This is a genomic window from Nocardia paucivorans NBRC 100373, from assembly GCF_000308675.1.
Taxonomy (GTDB): domain Bacteria; phylum Actinomycetota; class Actinomycetes; order Mycobacteriales; family Mycobacteriaceae; genus Nocardia; species Nocardia paucivorans.
In genome coordinates, this window is the sequence record NZ_BAGE01000127.1 from 59,729 (window position 1) to 78,846 (window position 19,118).

20 protein-coding genes and 3 pseudogenes are annotated in these 19,118 nt (G+C 65.8%); 13 read left to right on the plus strand and 10 right to left on the minus strand.

Annotated elements, in window-relative coordinates:
* Positions 1 to 167: 167 nt before the first annotated feature.
* The 4 genes from ON32_RS25860 to ON32_RS25875 all read left to right on the plus strand — a co-directional run bounded on the left by ON32_RS25860 (position 168) and on the right by ON32_RS25875 (position 3,088).
* Complete coding sequence (locus tag ON32_RS25860) at positions 168 to 464, plus strand: cation:proton antiporter regulatory subunit (RefSeq protein ID WP_040793634.1); 297 nt, start codon at positions 168 to 170, stop codon at positions 462 to 464.
* The gene (locus tag ON32_RS25865) at positions 461 to 961 is read left to right on the plus strand and encodes a CBS domain-containing protein (protein WP_245551295.1); all 501 of its coding nucleotides are present in this window, start codon (positions 461 to 463) and stop codon (positions 959 to 961) included. The genes ON32_RS25860 and ON32_RS25865 overlap by 4 nt, the downstream gene beginning before the upstream one ends.
* A gap of 17 nt (positions 962 to 978) precedes the next feature.
* A complete protein-coding gene (locus ON32_RS25870) occupies positions 979 to 2,265 on the plus strand; it encodes an ArsB/NhaD family transporter (protein ID WP_040793635.1) in 1,287 nt (428 codons plus the stop codon).
* Between the two features lie 85 nt (positions 2,266 to 2,350).
* Positions 2,351 to 3,088 (plus strand): SDR family NAD(P)-dependent oxidoreductase, encoded by a 738-nt coding sequence (locus ON32_RS25875; protein ID WP_040793636.1) that lies wholly within the window; start codon positions 2,351 to 2,353, stop codon positions 3,086 to 3,088.
* A gap of 56 nt (positions 3,089 to 3,144) precedes the next feature.
* Here the strand turns inward: ON32_RS25875 and ON32_RS25880 are convergent, their stop codons facing one another.
* From ON32_RS25880 to ON32_RS25905, 6 genes and pseudogenes are all read right to left on the minus strand, one after another.
* On the minus strand, positions 3,145 to 4,242 hold the full coding sequence (locus ON32_RS25880) for a tartrate dehydrogenase (protein WP_051133691.1): 1,098 nt from the start codon (positions 4,240 to 4,242) through the stop codon (positions 3,145 to 3,147).
* A complete protein-coding gene (locus ON32_RS25885; RefSeq protein WP_040793637.1) occupies positions 4,239 to 5,711 on the minus strand; it encodes an NAD-dependent succinate-semialdehyde dehydrogenase in 1,473 nt (490 codons plus the stop codon). Before ON32_RS25885 ends, ON32_RS25880 begins: the two co-directional genes overlap by 4 nt.
* Positions 5,712 to 5,887: 176 nt before the next feature.
* On the minus strand, positions 5,888 to 6,844 hold the full coding sequence (locus tag ON32_RS25890) for a hypothetical protein (protein WP_040793638.1): 957 nt from the start codon (positions 6,842 to 6,844) through the stop codon (positions 5,888 to 5,890).
* A 161-nt stretch (positions 6,845 to 7,005) separates the two neighbouring features.
* Positions 7,006 to 7,428, minus strand: a complete 423-nt coding sequence (locus tag ON32_RS30410) for an SbtR family transcriptional regulator (RefSeq protein WP_040793639.1) — start codon at positions 7,426 to 7,428, stop codon at positions 7,006 to 7,008.
* Between the two features lie 52 nt (positions 7,429 to 7,480).
* Positions 7,481 to 7,855: pseudogene (locus ON32_RS30715) on the minus strand (TetR/AcrR family transcriptional regulator); the annotation flags it as partial.
* Positions 7,749 to 8,792, minus strand: a complete 1,044-nt coding sequence (locus tag ON32_RS25905) for an NAD(P)-dependent alcohol dehydrogenase (protein ID WP_040793641.1) — start codon at positions 8,790 to 8,792, stop codon at positions 7,749 to 7,751. The pseudogene ON32_RS30715 and the gene ON32_RS25905, both read right to left, overlap by 107 nt.
* 86 nt (positions 8,793 to 8,878) lie before the next feature.
* Here ON32_RS25905 and ON32_RS25910 point away from each other — a divergent pair, with 86 nt between their 5' ends.
* Together ON32_RS25910 and ON32_RS30935 are read left to right on the plus strand one after the other, a co-directional pair.
* On the plus strand, positions 8,879 to 9,457 hold the full coding sequence (locus ON32_RS25910) for a TetR/AcrR family transcriptional regulator (protein WP_040793642.1): 579 nt from the start codon (positions 8,879 to 8,881) through the stop codon (positions 9,455 to 9,457).
* A gap of 142 nt (positions 9,458 to 9,599) precedes the next feature.
* Positions 9,600 to 9,772: pseudogene (locus tag ON32_RS30935) on the plus strand (CoA transferase); the annotation flags it as partial.
* A gap of 419 nt (positions 9,773 to 10,191) precedes the next feature.
* On the opposite strand, the gene ON32_RS25915 reads toward ON32_RS30935, so the two are convergent.
* Positions 10,192 to 10,743 carry a hypothetical protein gene (locus ON32_RS25915; RefSeq protein ID WP_040793643.1) on the minus strand — a complete coding sequence of 184 codons (552 nt, stop codon included), beginning with the start codon at positions 10,741 to 10,743 and terminating at the stop codon, positions 10,192 to 10,194.
* 290 nt (positions 10,744 to 11,033) lie between these two features.
* Between ON32_RS25915 and ON32_RS25920 the strand changes: the two genes are divergently transcribed.
* Entirely contained in the window at positions 11,034 to 12,446 is a 1,413-nt protein-coding gene (locus ON32_RS25920; protein WP_040793644.1) for an LLM class flavin-dependent oxidoreductase, read from the plus strand.
* A gap of 64 nt (positions 12,447 to 12,510) precedes the next feature.
* Here the strand turns inward: ON32_RS25920 and ON32_RS25925 are convergent, their stop codons facing one another.
* The gene (locus ON32_RS25925) at positions 12,511 to 12,855 is read right to left on the minus strand and encodes a MerR family transcriptional regulator (RefSeq protein ID WP_040793645.1); all 345 of its coding nucleotides are present in this window, start codon (positions 12,853 to 12,855) and stop codon (positions 12,511 to 12,513) included.
* 65 nt (positions 12,856 to 12,920) lie between these two features.
* On the opposite strand from ON32_RS25925, the gene ON32_RS25930 reads away from it, so the two are divergent.
* Positions 12,921 to 13,727: an aminotransferase class IV family protein gene (locus ON32_RS25930; RefSeq protein WP_040793684.1), complete on the plus strand. Its 807-nt coding sequence runs from the start codon at positions 12,921 to 12,923 to the stop codon at positions 13,725 to 13,727.
* Positions 13,728 to 13,768: 41 nt separating this feature from the next.
* On the opposite strand, the pseudogene ON32_RS30940 reads toward ON32_RS25930, so the two are convergent.
* Together ON32_RS30940 and lipP1 are read right to left on the minus strand one after the other, a co-directional pair.
* Positions 13,769 to 13,840, minus strand: a pseudogene (locus ON32_RS30940) (hypothetical protein); the annotation flags it as partial.
* A gap of 493 nt (positions 13,841 to 14,333) precedes the next feature.
* Entirely contained in the window at positions 14,334 to 15,347 is a 1,014-nt protein-coding gene (lipP1, locus tag ON32_RS25940) for a LipP1 family hormone-sensitive lipase (RefSeq protein ID WP_217998121.1), read from the minus strand.
* Positions 15,348 to 15,397: 50 nt separating this feature from the next.
* On the opposite strand from lipP1, the gene ON32_RS25945 reads away from it, so the two are divergent.
* From ON32_RS25945 to ON32_RS25965, 5 genes are all read left to right on the plus strand, one after another.
* On the plus strand, positions 15,398 to 15,808 hold the full coding sequence (locus tag ON32_RS25945) for a MerR family transcriptional regulator (RefSeq protein WP_040793647.1): 411 nt from the start codon (positions 15,398 to 15,400) through the stop codon (positions 15,806 to 15,808).
* A gap of 265 nt (positions 15,809 to 16,073) precedes the next feature.
* Complete coding sequence (locus ON32_RS25955; RefSeq protein ID WP_157224372.1) at positions 16,074 to 16,397, plus strand: hypothetical protein; 324 nt, start codon at positions 16,074 to 16,076, stop codon at positions 16,395 to 16,397.
* Positions 16,398 to 16,725: 328 nt separating this feature from the next.
* Positions 16,726 to 17,565: an SAM domain-containing protein gene (locus ON32_RS25960; RefSeq protein ID WP_157224373.1), complete on the plus strand. Its 840-nt coding sequence runs from the start codon at positions 16,726 to 16,728 to the stop codon at positions 17,563 to 17,565.
* Between the two features lie 72 nt (positions 17,566 to 17,637).
* Positions 17,638 to 18,186, plus strand: coding sequence for a pentapeptide repeat-containing protein (locus ON32_RS30945; RefSeq protein ID WP_157224374.1), 549 nt, complete (start codon positions 17,638 to 17,640; stop codon positions 18,184 to 18,186).
* Positions 18,183 to 19,100: a phosphatidylinositol mannoside acyltransferase gene (locus ON32_RS25965; RefSeq protein WP_051133693.1), complete on the plus strand. Its 918-nt coding sequence runs from the start codon at positions 18,183 to 18,185 to the stop codon at positions 19,098 to 19,100. Before ON32_RS30945 ends, ON32_RS25965 begins: the two co-directional genes overlap by 4 nt.
* Positions 19,101 to 19,118 lie beyond the last annotated feature (18 nt).

The window sequence follows — 19,118 nt, forward strand, 5'->3', positions numbered from 1 at the left end:
CCGCCGAACCCGATGGTGTCCATGAGGCCCGACCCTCATTTTCGGTGTCGGTCACTACACACCGCACTCCACCGGAAATGGGTGTCCGCGCCGATGGTGGGTTCCGGCGGCACGGACCAGACTGATAATCGCAACGGTTTCGAGCAGGTCGCGGGAGGAGTTCGGGTATGGACATCGACCGCAGGACGGTTCCCGGTCGGGGCGTTCTCCACCATTTCCGGACTCGCGGGGGCGGGCATTTCGCTCTGTTCACCGGTGCCGACCACGCCCGGCTCTACATTTACGACGAGCAGTCGCGCGATGACGACGAACAGCCGCGCGACGAACCGGCCTTGACCATCCCCTTGGACCCCGACGAGGCCGACCAGGTGGCCGATCTTCTGTACAGCGTCCCGTTACGGGATCGGGTGACGCGCCTGGAGCGCCGCGTGGATCGCCTGTGCGCCGAACGAGGTCGCTCATGAGCACCACCCGCCTCCTGTACGCGTACCGGGATACTGATATGCAAGCACGCGATATCGTGATCCAACTTCCGACCGTCCACGTCGACGACCCCGTCGCCAAGGCCATGCGGTTGATGGTGGTGAACCGTCTGCCGGGGATGATCGTCGTCGACGCCGCCGACCATCCGGTCGCCGTGCTGCCCGGCACCCAGGTGCTGCGCCTGGCCATTCCCAGCTCCTACCAGGACGATCCCGCCCTGGTGCGTACCATCGACGAACTTCATGCCGAGTTGTTCTGGCACGAGCCCGGTCGGTGGACGGTCGGTGACTGCCTGCCCGAGCGGGCCACCACCCCGGCCACCATCGGCCCCGACGCCACCCTGCTCGAAATCGCCGCCCTCATGGCGCAGAAGCACAGCCCGCTCGTCGCCGTGGTCGACTCCGAGCGCCGCCTGCTCGGTGCCGTCACTCTCGAACGTCTGCTCATCAGCCTGGCCATTGCCGGAAACAACGACTGAACGAGCCGGATCGGGTGATGATGAGCCAGATAGCCGCGCTGACAATTTTCGTCGGCGCGTTCTGGTTCATCGCCACCGAACGCGCGAACAAGGTCGCCACGGTCCTGGTCGCGGCCGCGCTGATGGCGGTGACCGGGCTGATTCCCGGCGAAGAAGTCTTCTACAACGCCCATGTCGGCATCGACTGGAATGTCATCTTCCTGCTGCTGGGCATGATGATCATCGTCGGCGTGATCAAACAGACCGGGTTGTTCGACTATCTCGCCATCTGGGCCGCCAAACGGTCGAGAGGCCACCCGTTCCGGCTGATGGTCATGCTCATGACCATCACGGCGATCGCCTCGCCCATCCTCGACAATGTCACCATCATCCTGCTGGTCGCACCCGTCACCGTCGTCGTCTGTGACCGGCTGCGTATTCCGGCGCAGCCATTCCTCATCGCCGAGGTGCTCGCCGCCAATATCGGCGGCGCCGCGACGCTGGTCGGCGATCCGCCCAACATCATCATCGGTAGCCGCGCCGGACTGAGCTTCAACGATTTCCTCCTGCACATGGCACCGGCGGTGGCCGTCATCTTCGTATTGTTCGTGGTGTTCACTCGGCTGCTGTTCCGGCGGCACCTGCGTGGTACCTCCGAACACGTCGACACCGTCATGGCCCTTCAGGAACATCGCGCCATCACCGACCCGCGTCTGCTGATCCGTTCCCTGCTCATCCTGACCGCTGTGGTGATCGGTTTCGCGTTCCACACCGTGCTGCACCTGGCCCCGTCCATCGTCGCCCTCCTCGGTGCGGGTGCCATGCTGTTGATGTCCGACCTGGACGTCGGAGAAGTGCTGCGCGAAGTCGAATGGAACACCCTGGTCTTCTTCATGGGTTTGTTCGTCATGGTCGCCGGTCTCGTGCACACCGGGGTCATCGACGCCATGGGTGCCGCCGCGGTGCGCCTCCTGGGGGACAGTCCGCTGCTCACCTCGGCCGTGCTGGTATTCGGCTCGGCGGTGGTCGCCTCCTTCATCGACAACATCCCCTATACGACGACCATGGCGCCCGTCGTCGAGGAACTCGTCGCCCAGACCTCGGACCCCACGACCGGCCGGGCACTGTGGTGGTCGTTCGCCTTCGGCGCCGACTTCTCCGGCAACGGCACCGCTGTGGCCGCCGGCGCGAATGTCGTGGCACTCGGACTCGCCCGTCGCGCGGGCCACCCGATCACGTTCTGGCAGTTCACCAAATACGGTGTTGTCGTCACGGCCCTGTCCAGCCTGCTCGCCTGGCTCTACATCTGGGTCCGGTACTTCTGAACGCGACGTCCGATTCTCGCCGGACTCCGCCGGCGGACCCTGTTGTGATGGATGGCGTAACAGTTCCCACGAAAGGAATCGCTTCGTGAAGATCGCGCTCGTCACCGGCGCCAACCGAGGGATCGGGTCGGCCACGGCCCACCGCCTGGCCCGCGACGGCGATCATGTCGTCGTCGTCGCCGCACGCAATGCCGAGGCCGCGGCGGAAGCCGCCGATCGGTTCGTTCGGGAAGGGTATTCGGCGAGCGGTCTGGCCATGGACGTCACCGACACGGCCCGCGTCCGGGCCGCCGCGAAGGAGGTCGGCGAACGATTCGGTCGCCTCGATGTCCTGATCAACAACGCCGGTATCCTGCCCGAGGCCGCCGACCCCGGTCCGCGGGAGATCGTCGATGTGGAGATGTTCCGGCGGACCTACGCCACCAATGTATTCGGACCGGTCGCCGTGGTGGAGGCGTTCCTGCCGCTGCTGCGCAAGAGTGCGGCGGGGCGGATCGTCAATATCTCGAGCACGATGGGGTCACTGGCCGACCAGAGCAACCCGGAATCGCCGTACTATTCGACGCTCGTTCCGGCGTATCAGTCGTCCAAGGCGGCCTTGAACAACCTCACCATCGCCCTGGCGAAGGCCCTCGCCGATACCCCGATCAAGGTCACCTCGGTCTGTCCCGGCTGGGTGCAGACCGATCTGGCGCCGGGCAATCGCGACCACGCGCCCACCACACCCGAAGCGGCGGCCGAGGTGATCCACCGGGCGGCAACCCTGCCCGATTCCGCACCGTCGGGGACCTTCGTCGACGCCGCGGGAAGCGTGCCGTGGTGATCTCCGGTATCCGATCCGGGCGCGATCGACCGCACAGTATTACAACGTTTTTGTCCCTACGGTAGAGCCGTCCGCCTCCGTTCGTCCTCCCTACGGCTGTCCAGGAGTCCGGCGGCACGTTCGGCGATGGCGGTGCCGACCTCGGCGGTGGTGGCCGCGCCGCCGAGGTCGGGAGTGCGGATATCGCCCTCGGCGAGAACCTCGCAGACGGCGCGGTCGACCGCGGCGGCGGCGCCGGACTCACCGAGGTGTTCCAGCATCATCGCGGCGGCGAGGATCTGCGCGACGGGATCGGCGATGCCCCGGCCGGCGATATCGGGAGCGCTGCCGTGTACGGCCTCGAACATCGACGGGGCGTCGCGGTGTGGGTTGATATTGCCGGAGGGGGCCAGACCGAGGCCGCCGGTGACGGCGGCGGCGAGGTCGGAGAGGATATCGCCGAACAGATTCGAGCCGACGATCACATCGAGACGGTCGGGGTGCAGAACGATTTCGGCGGCCAGCGCGTCCACATGCATCTGCCGGGTGCGCACATCGGGATAATCGACGGCCACACGATCGAAGACGCTGTCCCAATACGGCATCGAGTGAATGAGGCCGTTCGACTTGGTGGCCGAGCACAGACGTCCGGTGCGCTCCCGGGCCCGTTCGAAGGCGTAGCGGATGATGCGCTCACAGCCGGTCCGGGTGAACACCGACTCCTGCACCACGAACTCCTCGGGACGGCCCCGATTGTGGACGCCGCCGATCTCGGAGTACTCGCCCTCGGCGTTCTCCCGCACGATGAGCAGGTCGAGGTCTTCGGCGGTGCGGTCGCGCAGTGCCGATTCGGTGCCGGGAAGCAGCCGCACCGGTCGCAGATTCACGTATTGGCCGAATGCGCGGCGCAACGGAATCAACAGACCCCACAGCGAGATATGGTCGGGCACGCCGGGGAAACCCACGGCCCCCAACAGGATTGCGTCGAATCCGGCGAGTCGTTCGATCCCGTCCGGCGGCATCATCGATCCGGTGCGCAGATACTGCTCGCAAGACCAGTCGAATTCGGTCCACTCGATACCCGGTAGCACCGCGTCGAGCACCTTGACCGCCTCGACGGTCACCTCGACGCCGATCCCGTCGCCGGGGATGGTCGCTATGCGGTGGGTGCTCACAGTCCGACTCCGATGTACTTGGTTTCCAGGAACTCGTCGATACCGGTGAAGCCGCCCTCGCGGCCGAGTCCGGACTCCTTGACTCCGCCGAACGGCGCGGCCGGGTTGGACACCACGCCCTGGTTCAGTCCGACCATGCCGGTCTCGAGCGCCTCGCAGACGCGCAGCCCGCGTCGCAGGTTCTCGGTGAACACATAACCCACCAGGCCGTAGGGGGTGTTGTTGGCGCGTGCCACGGCCTCGTCCTCGGTGTCGAAGGCGGTGAGGGCGGCGACCGGTCCGAAGATCTCGGTGTGGCACATGCGCGCATCGTCCGGCACATCGACGAGGACCGTCGCCGGATAGAAATTCCCCGGTCCCTCGACAGGCGCGCCGCCGAGCAGTACCCGCGCCCCGCGCGCCCGTGCATCGGCCACCAGAGCGGACACCTTCGCCACGGCGTCGGCATCGATCAACGGGCCCACCACGACACCCGGTTCGGTGCCGCGGCCCAGCGGCAGCGCCTCCATACGCGCCGCCAGTCGTTCGGCGAACTCGTCGAAGACGCCACGTTGCACGAAGATCCGATTGGCCGCCGTGCACGCCTGCCCGATATTGCGCATTTTCGCCGCCGACGCGCCTTCCACGGCCGCGTCGAGATCGGCGTCCTCGAAAACGAGGAAGGGGGCATTGCCGCCCAGTTCCATGGAGGTGCGCATAACCGTCCGCGCGCACTGTTCCAGCAGTTGTTTGCCGACGGCCGTGGACCCGGTGAACGACAGTTTGCGTGAGCGTTCGTCGTGGATCAGCGGTGTCATCAGCGAGCCGGGGTCGGAGGTGGTGACAACGTTCACCACCCCCGCAGGCACCCCGGCGTCGTGCAGGATCTCGGCCAGCGCCAGTGTGCACAGTGGAGTCTGCTCGGCGGGTTTCACCACACAGGTGCATCCGGCGGCCAGCGCCGGGCCGATCTTGCGGGTTCCCATCGCCATCGGGAAGTTCCACGGAGTGATGAGCAGGCTCGGGCCCACCGGTTGGCGGGTCACCAGGAACCGCGACCCACCGGCCGGCGCGGTCATGTATCCGCCGTCGAGGCGTACGGCCTCTTCGGCGAACCAGCGGAAGAATTCCGCGGCATAGGCGATCTCCCCCCGCGCCTCGGCCAGTGGTTTGCCCATTTCCAAGGTCGCGATCAACGCCAATCGATCGGCGTCGTCGAGCAGCATGTGGTGCGCGCGCATGAGGATGTCGCTGCGTTCGCGCGGTGGGGTGCGCGCCCAGTCGGTCTGTGCGCTCGCGGCCGCGGCGAGTGCCGCCAACCCGTCCTCCGGTCCGGCGTCGGCCACCTCGCACAACGGTTGTCCGGTGGCCGGGTCGACCACCGGCATGGTTCGCGCCGTCGCATGCCAACGCCCGTCGATATAGAGCCGGGTGGGCACGCTGTCGACAGCGTCACGTTCGGCCGGTGTGTGTGCGGTTACCGTGAGCATGGTGTTCCTCCCTACCGGCGGACGGCGTGCCCGGTTCACCGCATGCTAACCAAATTGTCGACAATCCTACAATAGCTGCGGTGTGGATCCGGCCGCTCGATGAGCAGCCATATCGCCGGAGGGGATCGGATACCCCGCGCGGTGATCGTCGGACGGTGGAGGGTACGCGGATGGGGTCATATCGGCCAACGAGCGCGCACGACCCCATCGGGGTCGGGTAGCGCACCCTCGAGCAGTGGTGGTTTGTCCTCGGAAAAGTCCATCGGAAGCGCCGTTGCCGCGCGTGCTCCCGTCAGTCGCGCGGACAGTTGGGCGCGGTCCTCGTCGTCGACCCAGAGGTCGACGATGCGGCCCTCGTGATCTTCTCGAACGAGTGTGGCCGTCTCCCCCTCCGGAAATTCTTCGAGGACGGCCGACAGATCGGTGGACAGCTCCGGCCATACCCGTAGGAGGGAACGGGGCGTGAGTGCGGTGCGGACGGCCTCGATATTGTCCGGCACGAGGCGATGCCAGCGCGAGACGTCGCCGATATAGGTCTCCTGCAGTATCACCGATCCGTGTCGGGTGGCGAGATCGGCCACTTCGGCCCAGAACGCATTATCGGCGGGACGCTTCACGACGGGCTCGTCGAAACAGGGATCGTACGGTGAGGACTCCCGCGGCCGTGGAAACAATCCGAGCGCCCGAGTGCGCTGCACCGCCCGCGTGCAGGGTCGGTCACTGCCGATATACATGTACTGGTCGTATCCGATATGGATGAAGAACCTTCCCTCCACCTCCAATCGGCACCAGGCGCCATTGTCCCGAAGCATGACGCGCACGAGTTCCAGGCCCGTGTCCAGCGGCACCCATGCGCCGTCGTGGTAACCGGTGAGATCCGGCGGGAACAATCCGTGCAACCCGTGCCCCTCGATCGGCGCCTCCAGGCCGAAGTTGATCGGGCCGGCGACCTGGGGGTCGCGGATTTCGAGTCGGGTCACCCCGGTGTCCTCCGCGAAATACCGTGCGGCGGTGAGATAGGCCGCTTCCACCTCGCCGTGGTCGCTGAGGGTGTTCTCGGAGCCGTGGTAGGAGCCGCACTCGTCGCGATCGGCCGGATCATATTTGGTCACGTCATAGACGAAGGGGAGCACTTCACGACATTACAGCGTCCGAGCGTTCCGGTGGCCACTCGAATCGGACGGCCACGGAACGCTCGACTTCCGGTGTGCGAGTGAGCGTGTCGCTGTGGGCCGTGACATGGCGCGAGGGTTCCCGCCTCTCGGGATTCCGGGTCGTCTCCCGTGAAGTGCGCCTACGGTTCGGCATCGCTCACGGCGGGTGGCGCGGATTCGGAGCGGGTGTGTGGGCGCAGTCCTTCGAGAAGGATATGGAGACAGCGCGCGTTCAGGCGTTCGGCGGCCGGTCCGTTCGGTATCGCGGTCGGCTGCGGCCGAGCGGTCGCGAGTGTGAGCAGATCCGCGCCCGTCGGATTCGCGCGTACGACACCTTCGGTCCTGGCCCGGTCGAGTATCGCTCCGACGACGCGGGTGGCACGTCGGCGTTCCTGTCGGAACTCCGCATCATCGCGCGCGTTCTCGAGCAGATGCGGGAGCAGGATCGGCGCCGGGTCGCCGAGGCGGAGTTCGTATATTCGCCGAAGCACTCTGGTCGGGCGGTGACGACCGTCCGGCTCTTCCGACATCGCCGCCTCGGCCTCGGCCGCGCCGCGGATCATGTTCTGGAACGCGATCCCTTTCAGGAGGGCGAACCGATCGGGGGAAGTGTCGGTAGAGCGTGCCGATACCCACGCCGGCCGCAGCGGCGATCTCCTCCATCGGAGCCTGACCGCCGCGCGCCAGGAGGAGCTCGCGTCCGGCCTGAAGTATCCGGTCGTGGTTGCGGGCGGCATCGCTGCGCATCTCGCCTCCTCGGGCGTTGTATCCGACCACATCTTCCCGAGAAACGAGCGGAGTGGATACCCCGCTTCTCGGGGTGCGTCGAGCCGCGATGTCGTCGACGTGGCCGAGGAGTGACCGGCCGCCGAGGTGCGTTCGCCTACGTGTCGAGGTCGGACATGTCCAGCACGAACCGATAGTGAACATCGCCGGCGGCGAGGCGGTCCAGGGCGGTTTCGACCTTGCTCGACGGAAGTGTTTCGACATCGGCCGTAATGCCGTGCTCGGCGCAGAACCGGAGCATCTCTGCCGTCTGCTGTAACCCTCCCGTGCCGGAGGAGGTGAGCTTCTTACGGCCGGCCCCCAGTTCCCGGAGCTCCGGCCCGGTCTGTAGCGGGTAGCCGAGAACGCACAGGGTTCCGTCGAGGTCCAGCATGTCGATGAGCGGTGAGAGTTCGTGCTCGACCGAGATGGTGTCGAGAACGAGGTCGAAGCGACCTCGTGCGGCAGTGACCTGGGTGTCGTCGGTGGTCACGAGCAGTCCGGTCGCCCCCAGGCTCCGAGCGTCCTGTTCCTTGTCCGCGCTGCGGCTGAGGACGGTGACCTCGGCTCCCAGTGCCGCGGCGAACTTGACCGCGATATGGCCGAGCCCGCCGAGGCCTGCGACGGCGACGCGACTGCCCGGGCCGACGGCGGCGGCCCGCAGGGGCTCCCAGACGCTGATACCGGCGCACATGAGTGGCGCCGCAGCGGCCGGGTCGAGTTCGTCGGGCAGGTGGAAGGCGAACTTCTCGCGCAGGACGTACTCGCGGCTGTAGGCGCCCTTCGTACGGGTGCCGTCGATGCGGTCGATGCCGCCGTAGGTGTTGGTCGGGCGGTCGTAGCAGTAGTTCTCCTGTCCGGCCAGGCACATGGCGCATTCCCCGCACGAGTCGACGATCGTGCCGATGGCCACCCGCTCGCCTACGGCGAAGCGGGTGACGGCCTCGCCCGTGGCCACGACGACGCCGGTGGCCTCGTGTCCGGGGACGAGGTCCTCCTCCCCGAGCAGGCCGTGGATGCGGTGCAGGTCGCTGTGGCAGACACCGCAGTAGCCGATTCGCACGGCGATGTCGTCGGGTCGCAGATCGCGTCGCTCGATGGTGACGCGGGTCAGTGCATTGCCGGTGGGGTCGAGGCTCTGCCAGCCGATCGTGGTCCTCATATGTGGGTCCCTCCCATCAAAACGGAATCTGAATTCACCTTAACACGATGCGGAATAGAGATTCCGTTTTGGCTACACTGGTGCCGATGAGTCCGCGAACCAGCCCTTCGAGTGCTTCTCGCGCCCCACGTCGAGACGCGCTGCGCAATGACGCGATCATCATCAATGCCGCGCGAGCGGTTTTCGCCGAACAGGGACCGCAGGCGGGCATGGAGGCCATCGCTTCCCGCGCCGGTCTCGGTGTCGGCACGATCTACCGGCGGTTCGCGGGCAAGGACGAGCTCCTCGACGCCATAGCGCGGCTCTTCGTCGAGGAGATGGATCAGGCCGCCACGGCCGCACTCGAAGATCCCGACCCCGCCGCCGGTCTCGAGCGGTTTCTGGATTTCGTGGGGACCTTCAATACGGAGAAGCGACGATACGCAGGTTCCCTGACCGACCGGATTCCCGGTGACGACCCCACGAGGGTGCGGACGGAGGATCGAGTTCGACAGCTCGCGCAGAAGGCGGTCGAGGCGGGGTATCTCGCACCGGATGTGACCGTGGACGACCTCTTGGCGCTCATCGCCGCGATACGCGGGGTGGTCGCCGCTTCACTGGACGGAGACAACACTTCGTGGCGTCGTTTCGTTCGTATCCATCTCGCCGGGCTTCGCGCCGGTTGATCTGCGGGAGGACCTCGGGAATGCGTGGGTCGATGCCATTCGCCCGGCTCGCCTCCCGCGAGGTCACGACGGTCGCCGACCCGGGTTCCGGTAGTTCGGCGATGGCGTGCACCGGACAGTCCGGTAGCGCCCGCACGACCGCGTCCCGGCCGCCGCGGTGCGTACCCTCCCACCGGCCTTGGCGGAAACCCCAGAGATGGTCGTCTGGGCGGGGCGGCGCCGTTGGTCGGCTGTCCCGTGCACGTGGCGGGATACGAACCCGACTACCGGACGTCGCCACGTCTCGGCGGACACGGCGGCCTCCGTCCCACCTGACACCCCGACTCGGAGACGAGGCGCTCGGGGCCCAATGGTTTTCGTCGAGTCGCGATCACGGATGGATCTGCTCTCCCGGTGATCGTCGGTTACGTTGGTTTCGGGTCTCGGATCAAGCCGTGAGCGGCCGGCGCAGTATGGGGCGGAGCGTCGTGGCTGGATCTACTGGCGTCACCGATCCGAGGCCGCCGGCGTCGGTTCGGGCGTCCTGAGTGAGATGGATTCGCTGCTATCCCCTCCTATCGGCATGTCGTCGAGGGAACCCGGTCCCGACAGACGCTGAGGATCGATCGGGCGGTCGGCGAAAACGGTGACCCGGTGGTGACCGTGGTGCGCGCCGATCGAGAGGGCCCGCGCCGACCGGTGCCGTGCCGCACCCCGTATCGGCTACGGCGTCGGTAGGCGGCCGAAGAAATGGACTATCGGCCGGCCGGACGGTAGACGCTGCCGGAAACATCGGGCACCAGGCCGCTGGTATCGATGAAATCGGTCAACCGGTAGTTCGGCGTATGCACGGATATCCCACTGAATTCGGCATCCACCACCACCTGTAGCCGACCGAGGGGAACGAAGATGTGCTCGTCCTGGTCCACCTTGACCGTATTCACCTCACACCGGTCCAGCTCGATTGCGAACCGCACCGTTTTTCCGACCTGGCGCAGCGCATGGATGCGCGCATACTCGAAATCGCTGTGCTCGCCGTCGAAAAGATAGGGTTCGATCGGCTCGCCGAACTCGCTGCATTCGGCATACGAGCCTTCGAGCTCCCGCCACGACGACACCTCGAACGGAATCGACTCGATATTGAATGCCACCGAGGATTCCCCGTCCGGCCACCCACTGAAGTAGACATTCCACGTCAGTTCCGGCGCACCGGTCGCCCTGTCCTCTGACAGACTCCCCCGCCACAGCGCATTGGAGAACGGTAGGAATTCCCAAGACGAGTACTGTTCACAGGCCGATGCATCCATCCGTCCAGCATAGTGATCGACACGAAACCGAAACGGCCACGGTGGTATTCGTCTCCGCCGGCCCGTATCGTGTTCCTCGGGTCGCATGTGCTTCGGCCGTGGAACCACATCTCGACGGAGTTCACGGCAATGGCGCCGATGCGGACGCATGACGTTCGGAATGTCGCTCGGTCGGGTCGGACCGAAGTGCGTTCCGCTCACGATGAAGAAAAGTGTTCTTCACGGCAGGCCGACCTACCTAGGCTGCGTGGGCCCGGTCCGACCTGTCCGTTCATGAGGAAGAATTTGTCGTGTCTGCTCAGGATCCTGTTCGTCCGCTCCATTTCGCCGCTTTCGTCATGAATACGACGAGCCACATCGTCCAGGGGACGTGGCGCCGCCCGTCGTCGCGGTCGGTGGACTTCAACGATCTGGACCACTGGGTGAACCTCGCCGAAACGCTCGAGCGCGGAAAGTTCGATGCGATCTTCTTCGCCGACGTCGTGGGCCTCTACGCGCCCTACCGGGGGGACGATCGGAAGTACTTCGAGGCGGGGCTGCAGGTGCCGAGCAACGACCCGAGCGTATTGGCCAGTGCGCTCGCCTACGCCACGGAGCACCTCGGGATCGCGTTCACCGCGAGCATCCTGCAGGAACACCCCTTCAACTTCGCGCGTCGGATTTCGACGCTCGACCATGCGTCCAAGGGTCGCGTCGCGTGGAATATCGTCACCAACTACCTGCCCAACGCCAGCCGTAACTTCGGGTTGGAAGGACTCACCGCCCACGACGAACGCTATGCGTGGGCCGACGAGTACGTCGACGTCACCTACAAGCTGTGGGAGGGCAGTTGGGAGGACGACGCGCTGCTACAGGACCGTGAGCGTGGCATCCACGCCGACTACGACAAGGTCCACCGCATCAACCATGAGGGCAAGCGCTATCGGGTCGAGGGGCCGCACCTGGTGTCGCCGAGCCCGCAGCGGACCCCGCTGCTCTTCCAGGCCGGAGCCTCCGAGGCGGGCCGGAACTTCGCCGCGCGGAACGCCGAGGCGGTGTTCGTCACGCCACCGAACCGCGAGGCCGCTCGTCGCGATACGACCGATATCCGCAACCGTGCGGTGGCTGCGGGGCGTCGCGCCGACGACCTGAAGTTCTTCCAGGGGCTGTATGTCGTGCCGGCATCGACCGAGGCCGAAGCGAAACGCCGCGCCGCCGAACTCGACGAGTGGATCGACTACGACGGTCATCTCGCCCACCTGTCGGGTGGAATGGGTCTCGACTTCGGGCACGACGACCTGGACACCCCGGTGGGGGAGATCGAGACCGAAGGCGTTCGGTCCGCGATCGGCTGGATCAACGACCTCGTCACCGATCGTCCGGCCACCCTGCGCGACGTCGCCCACTACACCGCGACCAGCCTGCGTATCGTCGGCACCCCGGAGCGGATAGCCGACGAGTTCGCCGCCTGGCAGGCCAGTGGTATCGACGGCATCAACCTGATGAACTACGAGATCCCCGGTTCCTACGAGGACTTCGTCGATCACGTGATCCCGACACTGCGGAAACGGGGCCTCATCCAGAGCGAGTACACCCCGGGCACGCTCCGGCAGAAGATCTTCGGCAGGGGAGACCGCCTGCCCGAGCGTCATCCCGCGGCGCGATACCGGGGTGCCTTCGGCTCGAAGACCGCCGAACCGTCGCTCGCCGGCGCGGTCGACTGACGATCACGCCCGGACCGCCTGCCACGGACGTACCGACAGCAGCGCCGGTACGTCCGTGGTTTTCCTACCGCGGCTCCAATAGTCCCAGCAGTGTTTCGCGTCGCCGGGTGAGTCGGTCGACCGCGGCGTCGATTGCCCGCACCTCCCGACGCAGGATGTCGTCGACTTCCGTGCAGAGCTCGACCCGTGGTTCGTCACCGTGCACGCAGGGCAGCAAAGACCTGATCGTCTCGGTGTTCAGGCCGGCCTCGAGCAGGAGCCGGATTCTGCGGACCACCTCGACGGCCTCATCGCTGTAGTCGCGGTAACCGTTGGAGCGGCGGGTCGACTCCAGTAGTCCCTGCTGCTCGTAATAGCGCAGCAGCCGTGCCGGGACCGCGGTTCTTCTCGACAGTTCACCGATCCGCATCGTCTCACCCCTGGCACCGATTCCGAGTTGACCTTGACATGGATGTCAAAGTTTACGTTCGGGACATGACTGCTCGATATCCCACTCTGATGGACGGCGTCCCCGCCGACCCGGACACCCTGCCCGCTCTCGCATTCGCCGGATTCGCGCACTTCACGGCCATGCAGGTCCGTGCGGGCGGAATACGCGGCCTCGACCTACACCTTCACCGACTGCGCTCGGCCTCCCGGACACTCTTCGGTGCGGAACTACCGGACGAACACGTTCGACAACATCTACGGGAAGCATTGTCGACGGCACCGGCGGATCTGTCGGCGACGGTGACGATCTTCGACTCGAACGGCGAGTTCACCACCCCCGACCGGCCGCCGTCCCTGCACACACTGATTCGAACCGGACCCCCGTCCACCGGCCCGACCGGACCGTTGGCATTGGCGCTGTTCGAACACGAACGGTTCATGCCCGAGATCAAACACGTCGGTGAGGGCGCCAAGACATTCTTCATGCGTCGCGCCCGAGCCACCGGATTCGACGATGCCGCGTTCACGGACCGCCACGGCAGGCTCACCGAGGCATCCATCTGGAACCTGGCGTTCTTCGACGGCGACACCGTCGTCTGGCCCGAGGCGGAAATCCTCACCGGAACCACCTTGGGCATCGTGCGCCGTCGGCTGATCGAGATCGGTGTGCCGCAGGACACCCGACCCATCACTCCGGATACGGTGGGCCGGTTCGATGCGGCGGTGGTCATGAACTCCTGGACACCGGGCATAGCCGTCCACCGTATCGGCGACACCTCGTTGCCGGTGCGGCCCGACCTGGTCGGGATACTGCACGACGCGTATACGGCCGAACCACTCGTCCGACCATAACGGTGCCTCATCGATGCGGTGTCGCATCGACCGTTGCCATTGTTGCCGACAGCGAGGACGACCCCGTCGCTGCGCAACCCGAGGGTATGTGTCGATCCGGCGGTGACGGCCACGACGTCGCGCCATGTACTTACGCCGTACTCCGGTGTCGAGGGAATCCCGCCGTCACCACCGAACCATCAGGGCGCACGCCGACGGAGTGGCAACGGCCGGCGGCGATCGCCGATCGCGTGTACCCCGAAGCCGAAGGTGACGTGGTCGTTTCGATCATCGGATTCGAGTCCACTCGGAGATGTATGTCGGTTTCGCCGTCGCCGGTGGCCATCGCCGTATGCGTGGCGTGCGGAGATTCTCGGCTGTACTCGGTGACATGCCTTGTCAGCGTAACTCTGGAATAACTCTGGAATAACTCTGGAGTAACTCTGGATTGCCGGTGAAAGGTTCGACGCCGGTACCGGCTTCACCCTGATCGGCCCAACGCCTACCTGCGCCTCGCGACCGGTATCACCGACGACCCCGAGGGCGAGAAGCAACTCGTAGCCGAGTTCGGGTACCTACCCTTGGCCCTGGCCGCAGCCGCAGCGGCGATCGGGACTTCGACAGCGACTACGAGTTTCTGTCGACACCCGTTTCGAGTGTGACCACTGGACGTCCGTGGGGCGACGGTTGGTGGGTGAACGCCTTCCGGAGGGCGGCCGCTGCTTCGCTTCGCGCTTTCGCGCTGTCGTCGAAGGGGAGTCGGATGAATTCATGGATCATTCCGAGGTAACGGCTGACGGTAACCGGGACACCTGCCGCCTCCAACCGTCGGCCGTACTCTTCGCCTTCGTCCCGCAATGCGTCGTACTGAGCGGTTATGAGGAGTGTCGGGGGGAGCCCGGCCAGGTCGGGGGCGAGTAAGGGGGAGACTCGGGGGTCGAGCTTCTCCTCTTCGGTGGTCAGGTAATTGTCCATGAACCAGTGTTGGGTGGCCCTGCTGATATTGCCGTACTTGCCCGCGTACTCGCGGATGGAGTAATTCGTTCTCCGGAAATCGAGATCGGGATAGATCAACAACTGGAAGACCAGAACCGGACCGCCGTGATCTCTTGCCATCCGCGCGACAACCGTCGCCAGGTTACCTCCGGCGCTGTCACCGCCGACAGCGATCCGAACCGGATCACCGCCTATGTCGGCAGCATGATCGGCTACCCACTGTGTCGCGGCGAAGCAGACATCAGGTGCTGCCGGGAATTTTCGTTCCGGTGCTCTTGGGTAATCGACGGAAACCACGATCGATTCGGCCCCGTTCGCTAGGCCCCGACACAAACCATCGTGGGTGTCCAGATCGCCGAGCACGAACCCGCCGCCGTGAAAGAACATCAATATCGGGAAGGGATGCTCGCCCTCCGGGGTGTAGATCCGAATCCGGATATCTTCATCCGCCAGGGGGAGCATGCGGTCCTCAACGTGAGCAACGGTTTCGGGTTCGCCCAGTAGAGCGGTCCCTCTGCGCATCCCTTCGCGTGCCTGTTCGATGGAGAACGTATGTAGCTCACCGAAATTGAAACGGGCGAGTCGATCCAAATACGCCTCGACCTGCGGGTGCAACGAGATCCGGTCTTCTGTTTTTTCTATCACGCGCCTATGGTGCAACTTGAAGCACGGTTCAAGTCAAGGAGTAATCGGACATGACATCGTTGGATATCGCTGAGGTCGCCGAACGGACCGGGCTGGCCCCGTCCGCGTTGCGGTTCTATGAGAAGCGGGGGCTCATAAAATCCGACGGTCGTAACGGATTACGTCGGACATACCATCCGGATGTACTCGCTCGGCTGGCTCTGGTGACCTGTGCACGCTCGGCGGGATTCACCATCGCGCAGATTGCCAGGTTCCTGACTGCCACCCCCCAGGATGCCGAACTCCGTGCTCACTTGGCCTCCCGGGCCGAGCAACTGGATGAAGATATCGCCCGCCTGACCAGAATGCGAGATGGCTTGCGCCACACAGTCACCTGCACTCATCAACCGTTGATCGACTGCCCTGAATTCCAACGCATTTTCGCCGGCCCGAAAGCCGGGACAGCGGACACCTCCGCATAGCCGTGCTGTCGCGAACGACCCGGTGGTAGTGCCCACCGGCCTTTTGTCGAACATGCACCGATGCCGGCTCCTCGGAGGCCATCACGAACGGTCCCGAACGGCGGTGACGACTGCGCTGTGATTTACGTCGCCGGGGAGGCCGAGGTCCGTTCGGGCGAGGTCGACCGTTGTGGTTGTGGCGTTTCCGAATTCGCTCGCCAGGGATCGGGCCCGGTTCATATCGCGGGCGGCGAAGGTGGGGAGTGCGGGGTATGGTCGGCGCAGGGTGCGCGCTGCCTCCGAGCCCACCACACCGGAGCCGCCGACGATCGGCACCGATGATTTTTCGTGGGGCATGGCCGAGCTCTACCGGCGAATCGACGACCGCCGGACCGAAGAACTTCTTCGAGCCCTCGTCCACGCACCGCAGTGCCTGGACGCCATCGCCCGACTCGTCAGCGTCGCCAATCTCACCGCCCTGATCACCGACGGGGTCGATCCGAAGCCCGAGTGGGCTCGCCCCGCGAGCGGGATCGGCTCGGTCACACCGTTTTGTCGCCCGGCAGCGATATGGTGCCCGTTCGAAGGAGTCGTCCCCACCCTGCTGTGAAGGCGTTGTACGGATTGTCCCTGCCGTATGGCATGGTGCGGCGGTACGAATGCGGCACAGGGCAAAGCGAGGAGTTCGACGATGACGGGGGTCTGGGACGAGGTGGGCGTGTTGGAGCTCGCCCGAAAGTTGCGAGCGGCGAATACCGGGGGATGGCGTGAATCCGATCTGCGCACGGTCATCGGCGATCTCGGCCTGCAGTGGCACGACACCGACACCGGGCCCCTGCCGTCCCGGGGGGGCGGAACCGGAAACGGCGCGGAGCGCCCCACGACTGTGTCCCACCGGCCGCTTCGAGAAGGACTATGCGCACGGCGGCGAGGAGTACGTGGGACTGCATGTGCCCATAGCGTTTTCCGGAGACGGTCCCGCCGACAAGGCTCGGGCTTTCAGAGCAGCGGCGGCCGTCCTGACCGAGGAGTTCGGCGACGCCCCCATCATGGGTGTGTACGGTGATCCCGGCCCGTTCTACAACCCCCCGCCATTGTGGGGCAGCCCTTTCCTGCGCTGGCGCGATCAGGACAACTCCCTCGAACTGCACGCCGGGGAACACGGTCCCGAACTGCTTCTCCAGCCGACGGGTCCGGTGGAGAACTGGTTCTGGCGCCAAGGCCACGGCGAGAACTATGCCCTCGGCGGCTTCTTCGGCACGCGCCGTGATCCCGCCAACGCGGGCCTGGGTATTCCCGGCGGCCGGCGAACCGAGGACTGGGATGTCTTCACCATCACCCTCGGCAACTTCCTCCGCACCCTCCCGGCCGAAACCCATGCCCTGGGTATCGAACTCGGCTTGGGTATTCACGCTCGAGTGCCCGGCACCCACGGTCCGATCCTCTTCCTGCTCTCCTGCCGCGACCGATTGGAAATCGCCTACGACACCGAGCCGCTCGGCGAGCTCGACGAGAACGTCCCCGACCCGCTCACCTTCGGTTGGACCCCGTACCCCTCGGGTGCGGCCGTGGTGGACAACTGGTTCGACGCCACCCACCACTCGGGCTCCTTCGGCATCGGTGAGGTGGACGGTCGGGCGCTGGCGACCATGCTGGTCGACACCCTGCGCGCCCTGGGTGTGAGCTCCCCGAAGGATCTCGGTCTGGCCGACCATTCCCAACGCGTCGGCGATTATTACGTCCACTACTACGGCCTGACCCTCCGGGAGAACCCGTAGCCGCCCCGGCGGTGAAGATTGCTTCACAGGCGAGACGCGCAGCCGAAGATGGGTGGCCGATGACGATTGTTCGTGGGCGCCGATCTGTATACGGCATGGCCGGCGAACGCCGAGCTCCGAGGAGCAGATCTGAGCCGCGCCGACCTCCGTGAAGTGCGTGGACGTGGTTGTCGTGCCCGGTATGTGAGCTTCCGGGGCGCGGATTTGTGGCGCGCCGACCTGCATGAGGTTGCCTCCGATGTGGTCGGTTCGTGCTCGTGTCTCGATCTCCTCACCCGGAACGACAGATGGCTGTCGGTTCTGATCCGAGTTCGCGTCCGTCACACCGCGGCGCGGACATGTAGGTCATCACCTTGGTCCGGAACCCATCCGGCGGGTAGGGCGACCCCATCCGATCGTGCGACAGCCCATGTTCGGGTTGTTGTTTCCGTTTTCGGTCGGAGGGACACTTCAGGCATGGGTCGTGGATATCGCCTACCGCAGAGCTCACTCTGTCGCGTCGAGAGGTCCGTCGGGTGCTTCTTCCCGGTCGGTGTGGGGTGCCGCCCGATGCTCGACGGTGTCGTGCCGCGTGCCGCGGCGATGAATAATGCCGCGGCGACCGGCGGGGGTGACCGATGAACCCGAAGGCTCGTGCCTGGGACCTCGGGTACGCGGCCGGGTGGCGGCTGGTGCGCGTTATGCCGCAGCGGTGGGCGACCCGGCTGTTCGACCTCGCGGCCGATCGCGCGGCCCGTGACGGGGGGCCGGTCCAATTGCGGCGCAACCTGGCGCGGGTACTGTCCGTCGCACCGGAACAGGTACCCGATGATCTCGTGCGCGCGAGCCTGCGCTCCTACGCCCGCTACTGGTGCGAGGCATTTCGGCTACCGTCCATGGACCCGGCGTGGTTGACCGAACGCATCGAATCCTCGGCCACCGGCCTCGAACATATTCACGAGGCGGTCGAACGCGGACGCGGAGCGGTCCTGGCGTTGCCGCACAGCGGTAACTGGGACCTGGCGGGAGTCTGGCTGGTGCGGCGGGTGGGAACACCGACGGTGGTGGCCGAACGACTGAAACCGGAAGCATTGTTCCGGCGTTTCGTCCGTTTCCGGGAGGGGTTGGGTTTCGAGATCATCCCGCTCACCGGCGCTGCGACACCCCCGTTCCAGCAGTTGGCCGCACGGCTGCGGCAGGGGCGGATGGTCGGGCTGCTGGGGGAACGTGATCTGTCCGGCACCGGCGTGCCGGTCACTTTTTTCGGGGAACCGGCTCGTATGCCGGCCGGTCCGGCGCGGCTGGCCATCGAGACCGGGGCCCCGTTGCTACCGGTGCATTGCTGGTTCACCCCCGATGGCTGGGGCTTCGATGTCGGCGCGCCGATCGATACCACCGGCGGAGTGCAGCACACCACCCAGACGCTGGCCAACCGGTTCGCCGACGGTATCGCCGCACATCCGGCCGACTGGCACATGCTGCAGCCGGTGTGGACCGCCGACCACCCCGACAACCGACGCGACCGCGAGCGTGCCCACAGCGATCCGGCGCGCTGATCCGGAACCGAATCCGCC